Annotated in this window: 11 protein-coding genes; 5 read left to right on the forward strand and 6 right to left on the reverse strand. The window is 55.0% G+C overall.

The window, feature by feature from the left end; all coding sequences use genetic code 11:
* Positions 1–20: 20 nt before the first annotated feature.
* A complete protein-coding gene (locus ABD971_RS13880) occupies positions 21–1,109 on the reverse strand; it encodes a GNAT family N-acetyltransferase (RefSeq protein ID WP_345322936.1) in 1,089 nt (362 codons plus the stop codon).
* A gap of 345 nt (positions 1,110–1,454) precedes the next feature.
* On the opposite strand from ABD971_RS13880, the gene ABD971_RS13885 reads away from it, so the two are divergent.
* A complete protein-coding gene (locus ABD971_RS13885; protein ID WP_345322938.1) occupies positions 1,455–2,234 on the forward strand; it encodes a 3-keto-disaccharide hydrolase in 780 nt (259 codons plus the stop codon).
* A gap of 272 nt (positions 2,235–2,506) precedes the next feature.
* Here ABD971_RS13885 and ABD971_RS13890 read toward each other — a convergent pair whose 3' ends face one another.
* The 3 genes from ABD971_RS13890 to ABD971_RS13900 form a co-directional block, all read right to left on the reverse strand.
* The gene (locus ABD971_RS13890) at positions 2,507–3,256 is read right to left on the reverse strand and encodes an SDR family oxidoreductase (protein WP_345322940.1); all 750 of its coding nucleotides are present in this window, start codon (positions 3,254–3,256) and stop codon (positions 2,507–2,509) included.
* 140 nt (positions 3,257–3,396) lie between these two features.
* Positions 3,397–6,873: an efflux RND transporter permease subunit gene (locus tag ABD971_RS13895; RefSeq protein WP_345322942.1), complete on the reverse strand. Its 3,477-nt coding sequence runs from the start codon at positions 6,871–6,873 to the stop codon at positions 3,397–3,399.
* A 338-nt stretch (positions 6,874–7,211) separates the two neighbouring features.
* Entirely contained in the window at positions 7,212–8,375 is a 1,164-nt protein-coding gene (locus ABD971_RS13900; RefSeq protein WP_345322944.1) for an efflux RND transporter periplasmic adaptor subunit, read from the reverse strand.
* A gap of 212 nt (positions 8,376–8,587) precedes the next feature.
* On the opposite strand from ABD971_RS13900, the gene ABD971_RS13905 reads away from it, so the two are divergent.
* The 3 genes from ABD971_RS13905 (at position 8,588) to ABD971_RS13915 (ending at position 13,101) form a co-directional block, all read left to right on the forward strand.
* Entirely contained in the window at positions 8,588–9,226 is a 639-nt protein-coding gene (locus ABD971_RS13905; protein WP_345322946.1) for an RNA polymerase sigma factor, read from the forward strand.
* 1 nt (position 9,227) lies between these two features.
* The gene (locus tag ABD971_RS13910) at positions 9,228–11,543 is read left to right on the forward strand and encodes a WD40 repeat domain-containing serine/threonine protein kinase (protein ID WP_345322948.1); all 2,316 of its coding nucleotides are present in this window, start codon (positions 9,228–9,230) and stop codon (positions 11,541–11,543) included.
* 208 nt (positions 11,544–11,751) lie between these two features.
* Positions 11,752–13,101, forward strand: coding sequence for an IS4 family transposase (locus tag ABD971_RS13915; protein WP_345322950.1), 1,350 nt, complete (start codon positions 11,752–11,754; stop codon positions 13,099–13,101).
* Positions 13,102–13,223: 122 nt separating this feature from the next.
* On the opposite strand, the gene ABD971_RS13920 is transcribed toward ABD971_RS13915, so the two are convergent.
* Positions 13,224–13,985 carry a class I SAM-dependent methyltransferase gene (locus tag ABD971_RS13920; protein ID WP_345322952.1) on the reverse strand — a complete coding sequence of 254 codons (762 nt, stop codon included), beginning with the start codon at positions 13,983–13,985 and terminating at the stop codon, positions 13,224–13,226.
* A 296-nt stretch (positions 13,986–14,281) separates the two neighbouring features.
* Here ABD971_RS13920 and ABD971_RS13925 point away from each other — a divergent pair, with 296 nt between their 5' ends.
* A complete protein-coding gene (locus ABD971_RS13925; RefSeq protein ID WP_339941920.1) occupies positions 14,282–14,584 on the forward strand; it encodes a hypothetical protein in 303 nt (100 codons plus the stop codon).
* Positions 14,585–14,649: 65 nt separating this feature from the next.
* On the opposite strand, the gene ABD971_RS13930 is transcribed toward ABD971_RS13925, so the two are convergent.
* Positions 14,650–16,155: a pectate lyase gene (locus tag ABD971_RS13930; RefSeq protein WP_345322955.1), complete on the reverse strand. Its 1,506-nt coding sequence runs from the start codon at positions 16,153–16,155 to the stop codon at positions 14,650–14,652.
* Positions 16,156–16,586: the final 431 nt, after the last annotated feature.

Consider the following 16,586-nt stretch of genomic DNA (forward strand, 5'->3'; position numbering starts at 1 on the left):
GAACCGCGAAAACACTACTGCTAACGCATGTGCAGTAGCGTGCGAACCGCCGGGACTTTTGCGGCCGCTCGGCGAGCAAGCGAGCGGACAGGATCGGCCCATTGCGATCGCAGGAATCGATAGCGTGATCGTTGCAGTGTTTGGTTCAGCACATACCGTGTGTGATTCAGATCGACGCAGCCTTCACCGACCATCGTCTCGGCCGTCGCCAATCGACTCTTGTAACTTTCGAGTCCTTTGCCAAAGTCCACTCGCTGCACGTCTCCATAGGCTCCTGTCTCCGCCGCCATCAACATGCTGACGAGGCCGGGGGAGTAACGTGCAGAATCAAAGTCGTATGTGTTGACCAGGAAGTGGGAAACGGTTGTGGATCGCAAACAGTAATGCAAGGCGACGGGTTTGTCGGCTGCCTTCAAGTAGACAATTTCGCCACGAAAACGATCGTCGGTCTGCTGCATCCAAAGCCTCAGCAGCTCGCGGACCCACGGTTCGCGGAAAGGATGTTTACGATGCTGGGCTTCGTATTGATCGCACTTCCATTGCAGTAACGGTTCCAACAGGTCGCTTTCGCATTGTTGTTTGCCCGCGGTCAGTGCCCCGAAGGCTTTGGTCATCCGGTTTTGGCCCGTGCGGACCGTCTTCTTTAAGTTGGCACTTCGATCATAGACCTTGTCGATATAGGCCTGGTGGCCTTTGGAAAAATCCATTTGTGGCGATGACCAAACAGCCCAGCAGTTCGATTCGAGGGGTTGCTTCACGGGAAAGACATGATCGAATTCCCAACGCACCAACTGTGCGGCGTGCAGCAGCGCCGTGGGATCGATCGACGTCCCTTCGCGATAGATGATCCCTTGATAATCCGCTAATGTCCGCCCTACAGCGCCCGCGACATTGCCATGCAGTCGCTCGAAGGGGAAGACCGCGTTCAAGCGTTTGCCATCGGCCAGAAACGCAACCTCGACATTCGGTAGCACTCGAGCGACCGTCTGGACATAAGTGGGGGTGAAATAGGGACTTTCAAATTCAGGCGTGTTGTCCAGCAATTCCCACCACTGGGAAATGCGTTTCGCATCCAATTGATCGACCGATTGAACCTGCCATTGCCTCACAACACATTCCCCAATAAGAGAACCACGCCTTTGTTGCCGCATGCCTCATGTGGCCATGGGCGGACGGTCCATTGTGGGGTCGGCGAAATGGCTTTGGCAAGTGGATAATTCCCAAAAAGGGCGCGCTCATGAAAAACACGCGTGTGGGTGCACTGGTGATGTCTTGTTCACTGATGGGCTGTCTACAGAGCATCAGGGGTTAAACTCGATGCGTGAAAATCGCTTTATCTGACGTGATTGCCGCCGCGTTTCTGAAGTACAATCGGAGCACTCGCCTGCACGGCTATATCCGCGCTGAAGACTTCGGTCTTTGAATCCTCGCCCTCCAACCTGAGCCGCCTTTCCATGAATCGTCTCTATTTCTTGTCTCTCATTTCGTTGTCCCTTTTCACTGCCACGGTCGTGGCCGAGGCCGCGGAAAAACAGATCGGGGTCGGCGCCAAACCTATCGACGGTGCCGAGATGATCATTGACGGGTCGCGTGAGATGCTGGACCAGAAATGGCAATATTGGGAAGGGCCACGGTTTGCTTCGGCGATGCCAATCAAATGGAAGATTGTCGACGACCCGGTCGATGGCGGCACCAGTTTGATGACCGATGACCGCGCCGCTGATGGTGGCAAGTACGGTGCCGCTGACATCGTCACAAAGAAACCGTATCGCGATTTCCGCTTGCACATCGAGTTTTTAATCATGAAGCCGGGCGGAAACAGCGGCGTCTATCTGCAGAACCGCTTTGAAATTCAGGTTCTCGATGGCGACAAAACCAAACACGGCATGGCAGCGGTGATCAATGAAACCGAATCGCCTTATCACGCCTATAACGGCGTCGGCAAATGGAACGCCTATGACATCACCTTCCGTGCTGCCCGCTTCGAGGACGGCAAAATGATTGAAAAGCCGATGGTGACGATGTATTTCAATGGCGAGAAAGTGCATACCAACCAAGTGATCAACAAAGTTTGGGGCGGGCCGAACTCGGGCGTCGATGGTGGCAACGATGGTGGTCGTGGTATTACCGACACGCCACAGGGACTGAAACTACAATGCGAAGGTCACGACGTGCGTTACCGTAACACTTGGATCAAAGAGTTGAACCTCGAGCAAGCCAGCACCGACTTCTAGATTCAGGTTCGAATTCAGCAGGTCGCTCGGTATAGACCGAGGATCCGTCGATCCTTTTGTAAGCGAACGGCGTGAGCCCAATGCCATCTACTTTTGGCACTATGCGAGTGGTTCTAGTAGCGGAGCGGCGCAAGCCGCCCGGTAAATTTCGAACGCTTTACTCGCTGCAACCGGGCGGCTTGCGCCGCACCGCTAAAAAATGCATTCATCGTGGATCCAAAGTCTTGCCGACTTCCGCTACGGCTACGGCAAAAAAATAGTTACCGACCGACCTAACTCGCGCTTTCTTGCATGTCGGATTCGACCACCGATTGGGCAAAACTTTGGTAGGCATCGCCGACCTGTTGTGCCATCGGATCGGGCCAGGCATGAAAACGATCTTCGCTCAACGCGTCAAAGATTGCGTTGGCGACGGATGATGGCGGCGCGGCTCCTTCGGTGAACCCGGCATGATCCGCCATGTCCGTTGCGATCGGACCGGGATGGACACTGACCACCTGAGTCCCTTGGTCCGCCAACGTGTCACGAAGCGCCTGGGTGATCGAGTAACTCGCAGCCTTGGATGCTGAATAGGTCGCGACATTGGCAAACGTCTTGACCGAGACGACGCTGTTTAGTTGAACCAATGCCCCGCCGCCATTAGCGGCCAGTACCGGTGCAAACGCCTTCGCAGTGCGAATCAGTCCGTAAACGTTGACGCTCATTTCGAATTGGATTGAATCGAGGGTATCGTCGTCGATCGGGCCGGATGTCTTTAGAACGCCTGCGTTATTGACGACCAGATCGACGTCGCTGGCGGTTTTCGCAGCAGCCTGGATCGTGCTTGGATCTTCCAAGTCGAATTGAACGGGAACGACGCGGTCACCAAATTCGCTAACCAGCGAATCGGCCGAGTCTAATTTTCGCACCGCTGCGTAGACCTTTTTAGCTCCGCGACGCAATGCTTCCTCGACGATCGCTCGGCCGATTCCGCGGTTGGCACCGGTCACGAACGCGGTCTTGTTTTTAACATCAAATGACATTTGGCTTATGCTCCAGTTTGAATTTTTGATTTCGTAACGCGTTCACCGCTACACCGTGAACGCTCTGTAGGGACTACTCGCTACACAGGTAGCCTCTTACTCGGTTTTGAAAACCTTTCCACAGAGACTTTAATACTTGGTCAAGTCAATTGAGCACCAAGCACATCCGGGATCGACGGAGAAGCTGTGTCACGCTCTGATTCGGCCGCGGCAGCTGTCTCGGCGACACCGGTCCGCTGGATAGCAAATGCCATGCTCAAAACGACGGGTACCAAAAACATGGTAAAGACCGTCGATACCACCAAGCCGCCGGTAATCACCGCCCCGAGCCCGCGATACAACTCGCTGCCAGGCCCGGTCAAGAACACAAGCGGCAACATCCCACCGACACTGGTCAATGTGCTCATCAAAATTGGACGCACGCGGCTGACGACCGACTCGACAATCGCATCATTGGGGTCGGTGCTGACCGCGTTGCCATCTTCGTCTTTCCCCGTTCTCAAAAAGTTGAGGGCTTGATAAACGATTAAGATCGCATTGTTGACCACGACGCCTGCCAAGATCACGAACCCCAGGATCGTCAGCACGTCCATGTTTTGAACCGGCAGATAACGATCGCTCAGCGTCCACTGGTGAACCAACGCCAGCCCGATGAATCCGCCGAGTGTTGCCAATGGAACGCTGATCATGATCACCAGCGGGTATGACCAACTTTGAAACAGCACCACCATCAACAGATAAACAATCGCAAACGCCAGAAAGATCGAACTAGAAATCGTTCCCACGAACGACCCGTCACCAATCAAGGCCGTTTTGATTTCGGCAAGCGAACCAGCGGATCCCGCGAAGCGAACATCGACGGTACCTGGAATTGCCTTGGATTCGCGAAGCGCGGCAACTTTCTCGTTCAATTGGTCGATCACCGTGGCCAACGGCACGTTGTCTGGCGGAGTCAACTCGAGTGTGACGGCGCGTTGACGATCGACGTGACGAATTTGGTCCTGCACGCGGACCCGATCGACTTTGGCGATGTTCTGCAAATCGACTACACCATCACGGCGAGTGGCAACCGGAGCGTTGCGAAGACCTTCGACGGGCGAATTCCCCAACGCTGCTTCGGTGATGATTTTCAGATCCTTCAGTTCACCGCCGCGTTCAAAGCGACGCGGGATCAGAATGCCGTCGCCGGACGCCTGCGTCGCCAGCCCGACGTCCTGGCGCGTTAGACCGGCGTCCTGCAGCCGTTCATCGTCGGGTTCAACCCGAATCTCGGGCGTCGGCAATAAGAAATTCGATGGCGTTGGATTGGTGCTCATGGTTCCGTAGTCTGCCACCAATTGCCCCATCAACGCGCCGGCCGAATCGACCACCTCCTCGAGCGAATCGCCGACGACATCGATCTTGATCGCCGCTCCCGTGGTTCCTCCGGTGCGGAACAATGGGAACTGAAACGTGAAGTATCGTGTATCCGGCGCGGCGCCCGCGATCAACGCACTCTCGACTAAGGGAATCGCGTCGACCGTGGTCGCGGCATCCACGGGGATCGCTCCTTGAAAGATCCGGCCTTCGCGAGCGACGAGGAAGTAGTGGTCCAGTAGCGGGCTGATCACCGTCTCGGATGATTCTGGACTGATCGGTAGCTCGACTCGATTATCAATCATCGGATTTTCGCTCCCACGACGGACCTCCTCCATGGCAAACCGATCTCCAGCGGCTTCCCATGAGGCACGGATATGGGGTTCGATACGACTTCCGATCTCGAACAATTGGTCGATACTATAGCCGGGGGGCGGCACCAAAACGCTAAAGACGAGGTTGCGGTTTCCCTTTGGCAAATAGTCCAGTGGCGGCAATAACATCACGATGCCCACCACGGTCGCGGCGGCAAACAGACTTGCCGTGGCGATCCGGCGAACCCAACCTGACACCAACCAGCGAACGATCTCGCCAATCATGGTCGGCAGATTGGTCAGCCGCACAAACGTTTCGTAGATTGCCCATAACCATCGGGCAAGTCTCGAGCGTGGTCGGAGCGGACTAGAATCATTCGGAACGGATTTTGATTCGTTCGATTGGTCTGCAAGTGGTTTGAGTAATACACCCGCTGCGGCTGGAATCACCGTCAGTGATACAATCAAGCTCAATCCAACCGCGGCCATGATCGCGAGCGCTATGTCGCGGAACAGTTGACCGGCTTGCTCTTGGATCAACAATACAGGCAAAAACACGACCAATGTCGTTAACGTGGATGCCAAAACGGCACCGGCGACCTCTTGGGTTCCCAAAAGTGCGGCTTGTTTGGGGGAATGGCCTTTTTGCAAATAGCGAAAGATGTTTTCGATCACGACGATTGCGTTGTCGACCACCATACCAACCGCAAACGCCATCCCCGCCAGCGAAATTATGTTCACGCTACGACCGAGTGCCAGCAAGATCACCACGGTACCGATCGTGGAAAGCGGGATCGCGATTGCAATGATGCCGACCGAGCGAACGCTGCGAAGAAACAATAGCAAAGCGACGACCGCTAATGCGGCGCCGGACAAAATGTTCTGTTGGACCAGTGCCAATGCATCTTTGACGTAGTTCGATGAATCCCACGTTTGCACGAGTTCTAGTTTAGTGCCGGGGGCCAACTCACCCGCGGTTTGTAAGATATGAGCTTGTTGGCTAAGCAGCCCGCCTTCGGAATTCATGCGAGCAATCTCCGCTTGGATCTCGCTCATTGTGTCCAACAAGTTTCCGCCGGATTCCAATTGAAAGTTAAAGAACGGCATCAGCGTCCCGCGAGCCCGCACCCAGCTGTCGAGTTCCTTGTATCCGGCTCGCACCTGAGCGACATCTCGAACGTAGATCGGACCTTCTTCATCGCGGCGAACCACCAAGTCCGAGACCGACGATGCATCCGCAAAGCGACCGATCGTGCGAACACGAAGGTCGTTCTTTCCATCGGTGATCTTTCCGGCCGAAAAGTTCGCATTGTTGACTTCCAACGCGGCGACAAAGTCCGAGTACGTCAAACCGCGAGCGGCCAAGGCGTACGGATCCACGATGACTTGAATTTCCGATTCGCGCGCCCCCACCATCCCGACTTGCGAGATCCCTGGAATCCGCTCGAAAACGGGCCGCATGCGGCGATCCATAAAGTCATACAGTGTCGTTGAGTCAAAGTTTGGATCCGTGCTGCTGAAACCGACCCAGGCGATGTAGTCAACACTTTCGGGATCGATCGCTTCAATCTCGGGCTCGTCGACTCCGACCGGGTACTGCGGCACTTCGCTCAATTTTTGGTCGACTTCGGACATTGCTTGGTTGATGTCGGTTCCGGTACGGAATTGTAATCGAACCAATCCACGACCACTGCGAGCGATGCTGGTCATCGAAACCAGATTGCTGATGTCGCCAAGGTATTTTTCCTGTTGCTCCATCACGTCGCTTTCGATCTCTTCGGCCGACGCGTTCTCCCAAGCCGTGGCGACCGAGATCACCACCGAATCGATCTCCGGCGCCATTCGAACCGGCACATTGCGTAGTGCAACCATCCCGGCGATCAGCGAAAGGATCACGCCGACGGTAACGGTGATCGGTTGCGAAACCGAAGCTTTGACGAAGTTCATGATCAATTTCCCAAACAGGCGAGTTCTAAAAAAAGCCACGCGATTCCATTCGCGTGGCCGGAGGGTTTCGTTATGGCGCCGCTACACACGCCGTCTACATCGTTGGATACTCGCGTGGGGCCGGAAGTCTTACACCGATTGGAATAAATATGGCCTCGTTTAAAGCGACATGGGATAGAACTGGCAAACGGGACCGCAAGTGCCAACCATTCACGCTCTGGCGAGCGTTGCTACTAAACGCGAAACGTCGAACGAATCCAGCAATGTGTGGTGCTAAGGCAAGACAAGAGCCCTGCCGGAGACCAAAAAATGTCCGATAAAAGTCTTGGCGACTTTCGCTACTTGCGTTTCACATTCACAAAACCATCATTTCCGGCCGGGGTGTTAATGATTGCCACGTTTTGGCCAGGAAGTAGACGCTCGTTGCCTTCAACGATCACGCAGTCTCCTTCGTGCAGCTGAGCGGATCGAATTGCCACACGGTCGGGCAATTCGAACAGAATGTCGATCGGAACTCGCTCCGCTTGGCTCTCCGCAACCCCTTTGCTGACTCGGTAGACAAACGGTTGATTCCCGCTGCGATTGACGGCATTTTTATGAACCGTCTCGGTTTGCACTTCGTTGGTCGTGGCGATCCAGCCGTCGACGGACATGCCGGCGGACAGCAATCCATCGGGATTGTCCAGCGTGACCACAAAGCTAAGCGTTCGCACGCGAGGATTGACGTCCGCGACTCGCCGCGTCGACAAGACATTGCTTTCCTGGTCGGTGGCGCGAGCTCGGACGCTGACGGATGCGCCAAACTGGTCCACCGCTTGAACGAATCGTTCGGGAACCTCTAACCACGCTTCGATCGGCCCCGTCGAGACAATCGTCAATAAGGGATCGCCCGCTTGCACCCAATCGCCGGGTTCAATTTGCCGCTGCACGACCGAGGCATCGTAGGGAGCTCGGATCACGGTGTCATCCAATCGCACCTGGATCAAGCGAATCGATTGTTCGATACGATCGATTCTGCTGGTGGTGGAATCGATGGTCGCCTTGGCGATGTCATAGGCCGCTTGGAACGCGTCGAGTTCTTGTTGCCCGATCGCGTTTTGATGGATCAATTTCTGAGCACGCGTCAGATCCGCTTTGGCCTGCGTCAATCGGGCTTTCGCACTGGCCAAATCCGCGATCGCGATCGCTTTTTCTGCCACCGCCTCGCCGTGTTGGGCTTGCAATCGCCGTGAGTCGACTCGAGCGACAATGTCGCCTTTTCGAATCAGCTCGCCCTCGCGCGGTTTCAGCTCGAGCAATTGCCCCGACTCAATCGCGGCGACGTTCCCCCGAGCGACGGGACGCAGCGATCCAGTCACCGCGTGTCGCTGCTGAACCGTCTGCCGCTGGACCGATTCGACTCGGACCGGTACCTGCGCCGTCGCCAGCGAAGCCGATACGGTGAGTACAAATGCGGCAAGGACCGCAATTCGCTGTGAAATAGGGAAGGATTTATCGAACATTGGTGGATCTCCATCGCTGCATTGATTCTTATGACGAAGGAAATACTCTCGCTTTTTCGTGGCCTTACACCGATTCGCGATGTTTTTTTCTTGAGTTTTTGGCTTTTGTTGAGGCCGCGTGTAAGAGAGACGCTTTCAGCGAGTATTCACCGGTGTGATCCGACGCGGTGCCCACGTTCGCGACAACGGCTATAATCAGGTGGTCGTTCAGTGTGTTACGATCGAACAAGGCCGCGCAGGATACTAATTTGACCGATTCACCGATCACCCGAGCAACGCTGCTGCTGCGATTGCGTGACGGAGCGGATAACGAGGCTTGGTCCGAGTTTCTTCGAGACTATGGTCCGATGCTATATCGTTTCGCTCGCAGCCGTGGATTGCAGGACGCCGATGCGGCTGACATCGTGCAAGATGTCGTCCGCCGGGTCGGGGCTGCGATTTCGCGTTTGGATTACGCGAAAGAAAAAGGTGGTTTTCGCGCCTGGTTGTTCACGATCACTCGGAATCGACTTTATACCTATTTTGAAAAACGCAAACGTGTTGGTCCTACCGCCAACGACACCGCGCAATACGAGATGCTCTCGCAAACGCCCGACACCGCCAACGAGCTGCAGGAAGCGTGGGAACGCGAGCATCAACGTCAATTGGCTGCCCAAGCGATGAACGAAGTCCAACCCGAGGTCGAACCGCAAACGTGGAACGCGTTTCAGTTAACCGCGGTCGAGGGCAGGAGTGCTGCGGATGCAGCAAAACAACTTGGGATGACCACCGGGGCCGTCTACGTCGCCAAGAGCCGGGTGGTCGCCCGATTGAAGACGGTTATCGAACGATTGCAGGAACAGGACGAATAAAATGCCAGTCGCAACCACTTGCCTGACGCGAGACCAAATTCAATCGCTGATCCGAGGTTCGTTACCGCCGACCGAGTTGCAGCAATTGACCGAACACATCGGCAGCTGTTCGGCTTGCCAAGAAGCGTTGCAGATGGCGGCAACCGGTACCCTCGAAATTGAGTCCTTGGTTGCCGAGCAGATGACGATGAACCCGCCGAATGACTCGGCGTATTGGCCCGCGATCCGTTCGGTCGCTGACATCAACGCGGCCGCTAACGACGTGACATTACCGCCTGATAATTCGACCCCCTTTAATGCCGAAGCATCCACCTCGGTCGATAGCGAGGGAGCTGCGTCGAAACCGAACAAGCCCGAATTGAGTTTCTTGGAACCATCGGACGATCCAGCCTACCTTGGTCGGTTGGACCACTTTCAAATCGCGAGAGTGATTGGACGTGGTGGCATGGGAATTGTCCTCGAAGCGTTCGATACACACTTGCAGCGTCCCGTCGCAATCAAGGTTCTGAACCCCGAGTTTGCCAAAAATGATACGGCTCGACAACGCTTTTGTCGCGAAGGACGAGCAGCAGCGGCGATCTCACACGAGCATGTGGTTTCGATGTACCAGGTTGCTCGCGAGAGCGACGGCAAGATCGCCTATCTCGTGATGCAGTTGATTGACGGCGAAACGCTGGAAAGTCGACTTTCGAGAAATGCTCCGATTTCTGCCGCCGAGGTGGCGAGGATGGGGATGCAGATTGCCGCTGGGTTATCGGCGGCGCACGGTCGTGGGATGGTTCATCGGGACATCAAGCCCGCCAATGTGCTGATCGAAAAGGAAACCGAGCGAATCAAATTGACCGACTTCGGACTCGCGCGGGCCGCCGATGATGTCAAATTGACCAAGACCGGAATGGTTACCGGCACGCCGCTGTACATGTCACCTGAACAAGCGATGGGATCGGATGCCGACGAGAAATCGGATCTGTTTTCCTTTGGAGTGGTGTTGTACGAAATGGCGACCGGAAAATCGCCGTTTCAGGCCCCCTCGATCGTGGGCGTGATGAAAAAGGTGATGGACGAGAATCCGGAACCGCCACACCGCGTGAATCCGGCTATCCCGCGAAAATTGTCTGACGTGATCATGGCACTTTTAGAAAAGAAGCCTGATGATCGCCCCGAATCGATTCACAGCGTCGCGACCGTGTTGGCAGGGATTGTCACCGAATTCGGCCCGATTTCACCGCTGCAAGTGCCCGCGATCAATGCCAACGACGCCAAACGGCTCTCCGGGAAACACCGAGCCATCGCACGCCGAATTTCCTACATTGCACTCGCGATTGCGGCGATTGGTTTGATCACGCTCGGGGCGGTTTTGGGCGGCTGGATTTTTAGTGCCGCTCCTACGACGGTCGCCGACACCACATCGACCGATGACGCTCGCTTTCCGTCGATTTTGCTGAGTGGAAATCCGGGAACCGTTTGGTCGGTTGATTTTGTTCCGGGCAAAGAACAAGTGGCCGCCGCGATCGAAGATGGTTCGGTACGCATTTGGGATATTGAAACTCAGAAGGTCATCAGAAGCTTCAATGCGCATCGCGGGTTGGTTTGGATGATCCAGTATCATCCGACGCGGCCGATCGTTGCCACCAGCGGCGATGATGGATTCGTCAAATTATGGGATGTGAATAACTATCAAATGATTCGCGAGTGGAAGGCTCCTAATGCGGTGCGTGGAATCGCCTTTTCGCCTGATGGGTCGCGAATCGTTGCCGGGGACCGCGAAGGGACGATCCATTTGTACGACATCGACTCGGGCGAACAAGTCGGTTCGAAAACTCAGTCGGGAGCGATTTTTGGAGTCGATTACTCGGGTGATGGCCAGTGGATCGCCACGGTCGGTACCGACAAAATCGTTCGTGTCTGGGATGCGGAATCGCTCGAAGAGCGTCAATCCTTCACCGGGCATGAGGGGCCGATCTACAACGTTGCCTTCATTCCCGATGGACCACTGTTGGCGAGTGTCGGATGGGGCAAGGTGATTCATTTGTGGAATGTCGACACCGGTCAAGAAGCGTTGAAGTTGAAAGGCAGCCAGAGTGATATTTGGGGATTGACTTTTTGTAACTATGGTTCGCACCTGATCACGTCAGGCCAAGACGGGATCACACGAATCTGGGACATTTCCGATGGACACGAGGTGGCAAAGTTGGGTGGTCACGAATCGTCCGTGCACAACGTCTCGCTCGATGCGAAAAATCATCGTATCGCCAGCAGTGGTCGAGACGGCAATATCCGCATTTGGGACCTGTCGGTCCTCGGCGAATCAAAATAGACGTGCGTCTAGAGACGCCCCTGTCAAACTTTTTCGTGGCGAAACACGTCAGCGGCTTGTTGATTTACTGAGCCGCGACGCGTCAGCGGCCGGGTCTCACGCACGACCCGGTGCCTTACGGCCAATACCGCTAAATTGACATTTCAAAAAGTCGCATTTCCCCGCATGATTGTGGTGTCTAAGCCCAATCCCGCAAAGGAAATGCGACATGTTTCAGAATGTTGAGCCGTCACTGAAGGATTCCGCCCGACTTCGTGGTCTCAAACGCGTCCTCTCACAGAAGGCGATCCAGCGTAGTATCGGCGACCATCTTAAAACTCGCTACTGCAAATGTATCGACAACCAACAGCTGGTCTGGCTCATTGTGGGTTTGGGGCTCTTTCCTGGCAAGCAGTATCGACAAATCTTCCGGCTTTTGGCCGCTTGCTGGGTGCCCGTCCCCTCTTCGGCCACGATCACGATGGCACGCAAACGACTCTCCGCCAGCGTGTTGGAAAAACTCTGCGTGTCGGTCATCAAGCTTTTAGCAAGCTCTCCAGAAAAGCATTCATTTGCCTACTACAAGGGCCTGCGGATGATGGGCATTGATGGCACGCTGCTGGACTGTCCCGATACCGATGCGAATCGAAAAGCCTTTGGCCGGCCGTCCAATAAAACCTCTAACGGTGCCTTTCCCAAAGCCCGCGTGGTCTCTTTGTGCGAACTGGCAACCCGAGTACTCTGGCGAAGCGTCATTGGCAGCTACCACCAAAACGAACAGAAGCTGACGCAGGCACTGCTGCAGCATCTGACGCCCAGCATGTTATTGCTGGCGGATCGACACTTTGGTGTCGCACCGATCATCTACCCGCTTCTAAAGCGGCGGATTGGGTTTCTGATTCGAGCGAAGAAATCCCAGCTTTTTGCAGTCGAAAAGCTGCTCAGCGATGGCTCCTTCTTATCGACGATCTATCTCGGCAAGAACGATCGTCGCAGTGGTCGCCCTGGCAAAACAATTCGCGTGATTCGCTACACTCACCGTGATCCCAACCGCCCTGGCTGTGGGGAGGTGCATGTGCTTCTAACGAGCCTGCTCGATGCGGAAAAGTATCCGGCGGTGGAGCTGATCGATCTATACCACATTCGCTGGGAAGAGGAGATCGCGTATTCGGAGTGGAAGGTCGCCTTGGGCGAAAAAAAGATGCTGCGGAGCCAAAGTCCCGCGACGGTTCGCCAGGAGATCTGGGGTAAGATACTGAGTCATTACATCATTCGCACGCTCATCTTCGACGCCGCAGCAGTCGCTCAGGTCGAACCGATTGGCATTTCGTTTTCCGGTGCCTTGGATATCTTGATGGCAAGGTTGCCAGACATCCTCAAGAGCCCCGTCAAACGCAAACGCTGGCTGACCAACCTGATCAATGAAATCGCGGAGGAAAAGATGCCGCCGCGGGCAAATCGTATTAACCCCCGCAAGGTGAAGAAACGCAGTCAAGCTTGGCCCACCAAACGCGACTGCGACCGCAATCCGCCTCCGCCCAATGGCAACTTCGCCGACCAGGTGGAAATGTCGATTTAGCGGTATTGGCCTTACGGCCCACGGCTCACTGTTGCAATTTGTATTTTGATTAAATCAACAGCCCGTCAAGAGTTTCGGCGAGCAAACGTCAATCCAACGACTTCCGTTGACGGCTGTTCATTTTATTGAATTGCAGTCTTGATGCCGCCGAACGCGGTGAAGCATGAGTTTTTGTGCAGCAATTCTACTTTGGGAAATCCAACTTGGCGAAGCAGGTCTAGCTGGTAGGTGACTGGGCGAGGCGAATCTTCTTTTTCGATGTAGGCGAATACTTTATCGCGGTATTCATCGCCGCCGCACTCACGTAAATACTGGCCATAACGCCGCCACATCAAGCCGTGAACCTCCGCGGTTTCGTGAGTCACCAAATCCGTGATCCAAACGCTTCCACCGGGAGTGAGTAGACGATAGATCTTTTCAAATGCTGCTAACCAATCTGCGTCGTCGCGTAAATGGTGCAGCACGGCGGCAGCCAGAATCACGTCGTAGGAATGTTCCGGAAGATCGGCGTCACGAAAATCGGCTTGCCATACGCGGACTTCCTCGGCGCCTGCGTCTCGCACTCGCTGTTCGGCACGCGTCAACATCGGCTGGCTTAGGTCGAGCAAGTCGACATCAAAATTACGCCCGTACTCTTGCCGCAATTTGATCGTGTTGTTCCCTGCACCGCAGCCGATATCCAGAACTCGCCGGATTTTGGGCGTCGCCGCGATAGCGGCCTGTGTGATCAGTTCCATCGCCAACGGAGCGTCGATGGTTGCCGTTTGGCCGGTTTCCAAAACGCTGAAACGCTGTACGTCGCCATCAAATCGCATGCGAATCTCTTCGATTGTCGATTTTGCCGCCCAAGGTTCACTTGTCGACGGGGGAGACTTCTTATTCATTCGGTCAATCCTTGTGCGAAGAATGGTTTGGCGAGTTTGGGATGCGAATACTACGACGTGCAAGGCATGACCGCCATGTGAGCGGATTAGCGCAGCTGACCAATAATCGATTCACGTAAAACTCATTAATTTTTCAGCCGCTTTCGCGATCTGTTTCGGTTCTTCGTTAGAAAACGGCTAAATTGAAGGGAGATGCGAGCAGACAATCGGATTGCATTGGTTGATTAGCATCGGCCACTTTAAATCGGCTCGCCCTGTCTTTTCTGAAACCTTTCTCGACTCTAGGGGTAACGACGATGGCCACTCACACTCTCGGCGAATTGGTACAGGAGGTCGAGTACACCAACAGCAAACAACACACCGCGTTTATGACGGGACAAATCCGTTGTGAAGAGAGCGGCGCTGGCGAAATCGTTGCAGTGTTGTTTGACGCAAATGGCGAGCGAAAATCGGAACTCGCCGCCGGTGCTCATCAGCACGGTGACACTCGGGTGGCGTGCAACACGCTGACGATGCCCGTACCACCGCGATGGACCGTCAAGGGCTATCGCATCGAAACGCAGTCCGCGATCCAAACGCAATGGGCTGAGATCGATTGATAATGCAGCCCAAATTGGATCGAGGACGCTCGCGTCCGCGAAACCAAATTATTGCGTCCGCAAAACTAGTTTCTCTCGGCCGCGATATAGGTCGCCAGCGTCCTGAGGTTGTCGATGAATGTCTTGCTTGAAATGATCCGCGAGACGTCGGCGTCGGGATAATTTTTCAGCTGACCGCGTTCGACCCAGGCGCCGCGTGCATCCAGCGTCGCGACCGCTCGCGCCGCTTGTTCGCTCAACGACTTCGATTGCTTCGCTGGCTTGGGATCGTTTTTTACCCACAGCCGATTCTTGGGCAATGCGGACACCTTTTCTAATTCACCACGGATCCGTGACAGCGATGAACCGACCACAAAACTATAGTGAGTCGGGACATCGGCATCAGAGTACGACAGTTCGTACTTTCGGTTCATGTACAGCGGACGATTGGTATGCAGTTCGTAGAATCGTGCCAATCGCCCATCATCGCGTAAACACGACTCGTAATAGGGAAGCGCCTTTTGCACGGCTTGTAAATAACGCAGGTCTGCCGACCGGCGATACAACACCAACAGTGTTCGCATCACCTGCTGAGACTCTGCACCGCTGATCGCGGGTGGTTCAAATTTGCGTGCCCATGCGGGCTGCATTTGCTCGTTGTATTGTTGCGCCCAACCGGGTTGGGGCGACGGCATCTGCGCCAGCAGCAAAAAGTCACCTCCACGCAATGCTGCGTCCAAGTAGCGAGTGTCCTGGTAGTGATCAAAAGCGTCCAGCATCGTGGCGATCAAATCCGCGATTGTGCCGTCGTTCAGCGTGTAATAGCGGTCATACTTTTGCTTGGGATGTGTCTTTGACCAAGTCGCTGGATAGGATGCCGCCAGACGCGGATTGGTTGCTGGCGTTGCGGTCCCAACGTAACGTTGAGGCCAAGCACCGTTTGGATACTGGCTTCTCAGCACGCCGTCCAGTGCGACCATGACGGCCTCGTGCAGTTCCGCGTCACTTTGTTTGGTGGCGATGTCCAATCGCATCAAAAAGCGAATCACCGATTGAGTCTTGTCGTCATCGAAGGTCGTTGTGTTGTGCCGTTTGCCGATGTCGGCCGAATCGACTCGATAGGCGTACCGCTTTCGGTCTTGATCAGCGAACTCGATTTTTTCGCCCCAGCCGCCCGAAACAAGTTGGCCTCGCAACAGTGCCGCAGCGGTTTGGCGCGCTGCGTCCAATAGCATCGGATCGGATGTCAATTGATAGGCTTCGAGATAAGCTTGCCCAACGCTTGGTGTCGCTGGCGGCTCGATCCACGCAGTCGTTTGCCCCACCTTTTCTTCACCCTCGCGGAGCGACAAATCTTCACTGATGCGGAAGACATAGCCGCCATTTGACGATGCCTGCGTGCGAAAGAATTCAACGCTGCGATGCAGTGCGCCGATGGCATCGTCGCGCGAAATCGGCTCGGCTGCATGTCCGCCGCCGAGGCACGTGGCACCCAACATCGCGAGGATCGCACACATGATCCAATTGCGGACAACGAACGACGTGTGATTAGCCGGAGCGCAAGAGCCGTGTTCCATAAACCATGTCTTCATTGATGGGGATCCGATTTGCGATTCGAAGGGATGGGTCGCGCCCGATTGTAGTGGATCGTCACGCTAGCGGTGCGGCGTTACCACCGGACGTTTCATTCGGTGCAGGTGTCAAAGTCATGCAAAAATCGTTGCTTCAAAGCTGCACAGATTGCTGAAACGGGTTAGAATGCTTGCTACCTCAAGCCCCGCAGGGACAGCCTTCCCGGTTCCCTAATGGAGCGGAGCCCCCCCTTCGCGGATACTCGCACTCCTCCGTCAGTCAGTGTTTGTGCCGGAATCACCGGTAATTGCTGCACTTTCGGACTCGATTGCGAATTTCCCCCACCCCACCATGTGGCTTGTGACCTCTCTAAATCAATCACTCTCCCAAGAATACGTTCCCAAGAACCAACCTATGATTTGTTCACCGTCTCGTGTCCCATCGCCGCTGA

Origin of the sequence: Novipirellula rosea (genome assembly GCF_039541335.1) — a bacterium.
GTDB classification, from domain to species: Bacteria; Planctomycetota; Planctomycetia; order Pirellulales; family Pirellulaceae; genus Novipirellula; species Novipirellula rosea.

Bases quoted from the DNA above. Each gene is read 5' to 3' on its own strand.
- ABD971_RS13890 (WP_345322940.1), bottom strand. From the start codon at position 3,256: ATGTCATTTGATGTTAAAAACAAGACCGCGTTCGTGACCGGTGCCAAC.
- ABD971_RS13885 (WP_345322938.1), top strand. From the start codon at position 1,455: ATGAATCGTCTCTATTTCTTGTCTCTCATTTCGTTGTCCCTTTTCACT.
- ABD971_RS13900 (WP_345322944.1), bottom strand. From the start codon at position 8,375: ATGTTCGATAAATCCTTCCCTATTTCACAGCGAATTGCGGTCCTTGCC.
- ABD971_RS13920 (WP_345322952.1), bottom strand. From the start codon at position 13,985: ATGAATAAGAAGTCTCCCCCGTCGACAAGTGAACCTTGGGCGGCAAAA.
- ABD971_RS13925 (WP_339941920.1), top strand. From the start codon at position 14,282: ATGGCCACTCACACTCTCGGCGAATTGGTACAGGAGGTCGAGTACACC.
- ABD971_RS13895 (WP_345322942.1), bottom strand. From the start codon at position 6,873: ATGAACTTCGTCAAAGCTTCGGTTTCGCAACCGATCACCGTTACCGTC.
- ABD971_RS13910 (WP_345322948.1), top strand. From the start codon at position 9,228: ATGCCAGTCGCAACCACTTGCCTGACGCGAGACCAAATTCAATCGCTG.
- ABD971_RS13930 (WP_345322955.1), bottom strand. From the start codon at position 16,155: ATGAAGACATGGTTTATGGAACACGGCTCTTGCGCTCCGGCTAATCAC.
- ABD971_RS13915 (WP_345322950.1), top strand. From the start codon at position 11,752: ATGTTTCAGAATGTTGAGCCGTCACTGAAGGATTCCGCCCGACTTCGT.